The sequence below is a fragment of the Flavobacterium sp. genome (genome assembly GCF_027490375.1).
Classification (GTDB): Bacteria; Bacteroidota; Bacteroidia; order Flavobacteriales; family Flavobacteriaceae; genus Flavobacterium.
The window spans coordinates 1-5,123 of record NZ_JAIXYH010000074.1 but is presented as its reverse complement, the minus strand read 5'-3'; the positions used below and the strand labels follow the sequence as shown (position 1 = coordinate 5,123).

Here is a 5,123-nt window from a genome sequence, read left to right as displayed (position 1 = left end):
GGTATCCTTTTTTGCGGTTCGGTACTTCCATTATTGATTTGGCAAAAAAGATAAAGCGGAACACGTGACGGCGTGAACTTCTTTTGCGCAGCGACGACTCGTTTGCCGGCGCGCCCAAATAAAAAATGGCTGCCTTATTCGGGCAACCATTATCTTCATTTTTCGACTGTATGATTACTTTACAACTAACTTTCGCGTAATTCCAGTTTCGTTTTGAACGATGTAAATTCCCGCAGAAAGGCCTGATACATCAAGTGTTAACGTTTGCGCTTGCTCTTTTAACAGCTTGCCTTGTAGGTCAAAAACACGGATATCTGAAACTTTGTTCAAATAAACAATGCCGCCCGAAGTTGGATTGGGAAACACTGCAAAAACATCGCGATTTTGTACTGGATTTGAAATCGACAGTTCGTTTTCGTCGATCGCATAAATAGTAATAGTTCCGCTAATTTCGTTAGCCACCAAGATGTATCCGAATTCGTCTGGCGACTGCTCTTTGGTGATATACGTTATTCCTTCTGCACCGTGATCGCCAGCATAAGCACTTGTACTGCGGCTATTCTTGTAATCTACAAAAATTGGATTTAGTGGATCGGTAACATTGTAAACCATAACCCCACCAACGCGCTCTAAACTGATGAAAGCAAAAGTTTGATCGGCAATTTGCGCTAAAGCAACTCCTTCGGCTTCCGGACCTTTTGAACGGCTGCGCACTTTAGGTGTATTGGATTCGTGATCGGCGTTAAAAATCTGCGGAATGGTTGCTAAAGTGTAACGCTCGAAATCGTCTCCACTATCATACACCAGCTGTTTTGCATTTGCATCGAAAATCGAAAATGAGCGTGTTCCCACTGAGCGAATCTTCTCAAATTCAGCATCCGCGTCCTCATTACCATTCAAATTCGTAACACGAAAACGACCTAAGTTAAATGATTGTTTCAGAACAGCGCTATTCGGAAAGTTTGTTGCATCTAAAACGAACGAATTCGCACCCACCGTTGTTCGTTCGTTTAAACCGGCATACTCTTTTTCATCGCCTTCGTTTGCAGTTACCAAATACGAAATTCCGTTTACGGTATAGTTGGCAATGGCGTCTGGAATGTAATACGATTCCACTGGCCAGTTAGCAATCAAAACTTCATTGTTGTTATCGCTCGCATCGAAACCATTTCCTGGGATACTCATATCTTTTACTCCCAAAGGCCAGACACTATTAATTGTTGCCGTTGCCAAGTTAATTTCGGCAATTGCATTGTTTTCTTGTAAGGTTACCCAAGCTTTCTGAGAATCGGCGCTTATGGCGATGTATTCCGGTTCGAAATCTTGTGAAAGCGTACTGCTCGATTTTAGTTTGCGAACGCCTGCGGAAACCAGCTCACTTTCTTGCGCGTTAAACGACGTGAAAAGCAAAGTTTGAACGTTTGCCTGTTGTAGGTTTTGCACGCCATTGCTGATATCGATAATGCTTACCGAACCTTCAGGATCAATCGTATATGCATCGTTGGGTTGTCCTTCATTTGCTGTAAGAACTTTTGTGCCGTCTGGTGTAAATGTTATCATGTCTGGAAGAGCGCCAACGCTAACTTGACTGATGAAAGTTCCGTTGGTGTCGAAAAATACAACTGAACCATTGTCTTGCTCGACAGGTGCTGGAGAAGCGGCGGCTACGATTCCGTTTTTAACAGCTACCGATGTGAGTCCGCCGTAAACATTCATATCGATGCTTGAAACTAGTGTTAGATTTGCCGGATTACTAAAGTCGATTATATCTAATTTCCCCGCAACGGCGCTGGTGGTAAACAAACGCTGACTAGCTTCATCGTGCACAACAATCTCACAAGTACTTGAGTTGGAACCCGACGGATCGAAGCTACCCACATAGTTTAATTCTATTTGATTGGTTGCTTGTGGTGCTTGCGAATCGTTATCGATGATGTAAACGGTAATAGTCTGATTCCCAACAATCGATACATTTTGCGGATTTAAAAGTTCAAGCACAAAATACTCGGCGTGTTGTTCTTCGAGCGAATCGTTAGTAATCGGAATGGTAACCGATTGCGTTAAAGTAGAAGTTGGCGAAATGTTTATAATTTGCGAAGTGAATGAAAAATCACCCGCATCAGTGGTATTAAACGCAGCTGGTTTTACGGCAAGTTCAATACTCGCAGATGCTGGTCCGGTTAAATCGAAATCGATTGTTAGCGTTCCTGCGTCCTCGTTAACTTTTACAAACGCTTTGTCGAAAGCAATGGTTGTATTGAAAGTAAAGTTGAACGTGTATGGACAAGCTAACAGGTTGTTTTGTTGATCGGCAATATTTGAAATAATCAAACTGTAAGAAGTTCCCGACACAAACGCTTGATTGAATTGCAATGTTACTACGTTCGCTGCTGCGCTTGCTTGTTGAAGTCCTGCAATTCCCGTGTAGTTTTGCACATTTTGTGCCGATAATGTATTGATATCGCCGTTGAACGTGACCTGAATTGTTGTTGCATTTAAAACAACTGCCGATTGCACTTGCAATGCACCTGGAAATACAAATGTTGGCCAAACTTGTGCAGCGGTTCCCGCGGCTGTAGCTACCCAATTAGAGGTTGTATAAATGGCTGCTTTAATCTCGGCATAAGAACCTGTTTGAGGTCCGTTGTAAAAGGCGTTTACACTGTTATCGAGTGTTGCACCTGCAAATGACACTCCTGAAATAGCGGTTTGCCCAAGCACTAATCCGGTTGGAAGTAATGAAAAGCTACCAGAACATGAGGTATTTCCGGCAACCCAAGTATTAGAACTCAAAGCGGTAATAAAATTTGGATTTTCTGCGGTTCCCGTGTAAACAATAACCTGATCCCCGTTTGAACTCAATCCAAATCCGTTTCCGGTAACGGTGCCTAAATTCGACGTAAGTGCCGAAGTTTGGATTGTTATCACCGATCCCGCCGGAATACATGCCGTTGACGAAGCTGTCCATGTAATTGCGCCTGAACACAGTGGTTGTGGATTGGTTGTAAACTTTGAATCGGTTAGTTGGATAAGTGTACCAGGAAGAATATCTACAAACGTAACAAGTGCCACTTCATCTTCGGTTGCGGTTGCGTTCATACGATAGCCTACGAAAGCTAAATCGCCCGCATTGAATTGTGTTTGTTGAGAAATCGTCGTGAATGTAACCGATTGTGAAGCGGTTATTGCATTGTTGGCAAAATCTTCTACAGCATTTGGCTGTAATTCGACAAAGTAGGTTTGTCCGAAATTTAATGGAGCGGAAGGTGTAATTGTAATAGTATTTTCTGTTACCGCAGCTGTAAATGAAACTAAATTGCCGTTAGCGTTATTTAATTTGAGAGTAACGATTTGTGCAACATTTTCGGCCGTAATAGGATTATCGTTTACCAATCGAATGTTTTCATTGAATTGCAGGACAATTTGAGATTCGGCTGCAACGTTAACTGCGTTGTTGGAAGGAGTAAACGTAACAACAGGTGCAACTTGATCGGTTCCAGAAATCGGCGTTCCTTCTACAGTAAAATTATCGAAACGATTGTTTCCAGAAGTTCCGCCGGCTCCTTGCTCAAAAGCCACTCTAAGTTTAAAATTTGGATTATTGTCTGCCTCCGAAATCTCTGTAAAATCGAGCGTTTGAAGCGTTGGTGCCGCAGCAACAGGCTGAATGGTTGTCAAGGTTATGAAATCAGTTCCATTGGTAGTGTACGACCAGACTTGGTTTCCAGCACCTTGCGTTGATCGACGAGTTGCGAATTTCACAATGAGATCGTTAAAACCAGTTGTTGGCACACTAAATTCCAACACACCGCCAATAGGGTCGTTAAATCGCAAATGCGTTCCTGCAGCGTCGCCGTTGCGTGCATTTAAATTTTCTAGATCGAAATCTTGGCCTGTTCCACCTAAATTTATCGCACTAATACTGCCTGGAATTGCGGCAAGATTAGCACCAGCTACTAGCGATGCACTAACTATGGTTACGGTTTCTACTGTTGCACTATTATTGAAATTCCAATAATGAACGAGCTGTGCAGCCGGTATAGCGATACCTTCTAAGGTGAAATTATCAAATCGGTTGTTTCCCGTTGTTCCGCCCGTTCCTGATTCAAATTCGACACGGAGTTTGAAATTTGGGTTGTTGTTCGCTTGTGAAATAGCTGCTAAATCGAGAGAAATTAATGTCGGATCGCCATTATTGGGTTGCACTGTCTGAAGAAATGTGTAGGAATTTCCATCAGTTGAATACGACCAGGTTTGTGTACCTGCTCCTTGACCCGAACGACGCGTGGCGAATTTTACAATTAGATTTTGAAATCCGTTTGTAGGCAAGCTAAAAATCAAGCTTCCACCGATCGGGTTGTTAAATCGCAGGTGCGCTCCGGCAGAACTGCCATTTCGTGCGTTTAAATTTTCGATGTCGAAATTCTGTCCTGTTCCACCTGTAAAATCTAAAACACTTTGTGTTCCCGGATTTACAGAAATATTGGTGTTCGGCAACATCGCTAACGAAGGCGTCAGTACTGCCTCCGCAGAGCTATTACTGTTAAAATCCCAATAACTGATTAAGGTTTGTGCGTTTGTGCTTGGGATAAATAGCGCAAAACAAACCATAGAAAAAAGGAATTGTAGAAAATTTCTCATAGTTGCAATTTTAAGTTGCAAACTTGCCGCTATCGTGTTAAGAGAAATACATTTCGAAATGATTTTTACTTTAAATAATACGCTGTTTAAAGTTTTGAAAATGTAAAACTAATGTTGTGTGCTTTACAAAAAACTAACACCAAGTCCGGTTACATGCACTAGCAGTACTATTGCCGTGAACCAGTATTTCGGTGAAAAGAAAATTAAACAACTACTCAGTCAAGACTGCGCTGGAGTACTAATAAGAAATCGATTTTATGGTGGTTATTTCTTGAGCTATCGAAATCGATGAATAAGTCACTTAACGTATCGCTTTACTTTCTAATACCTAATCGTGTTCAAGTGCGCTTTCTGGTACTTTTTATTTGGGCAGCATTTCCGGCTTTCGGCTGTATCTTTTTATTCCGCGTTGCTCCATTAAAAGGATGCCGCCTCTATCCGGGCTGCGGAAATCGTTACCTTCAACTGCACCACCGATTTTG

At 42.2% G+C, this 5,123-nt stretch carries 1 protein-coding gene; it reads right to left on the bottom strand.

The genetic code is table 11. From position 1 onward, the window contains the following. Positions 1-174: 174 nt before the first annotated feature. Positions 175-4,641: a choice-of-anchor I family protein gene (locus tag Q0064_RS11130; protein ID WP_298148308.1), complete on the bottom strand. Its 4,467-nt coding sequence runs from the start codon at positions 4,639-4,641 to the stop codon at positions 175-177. Positions 4,642-5,123 lie beyond the last annotated feature (482 nt).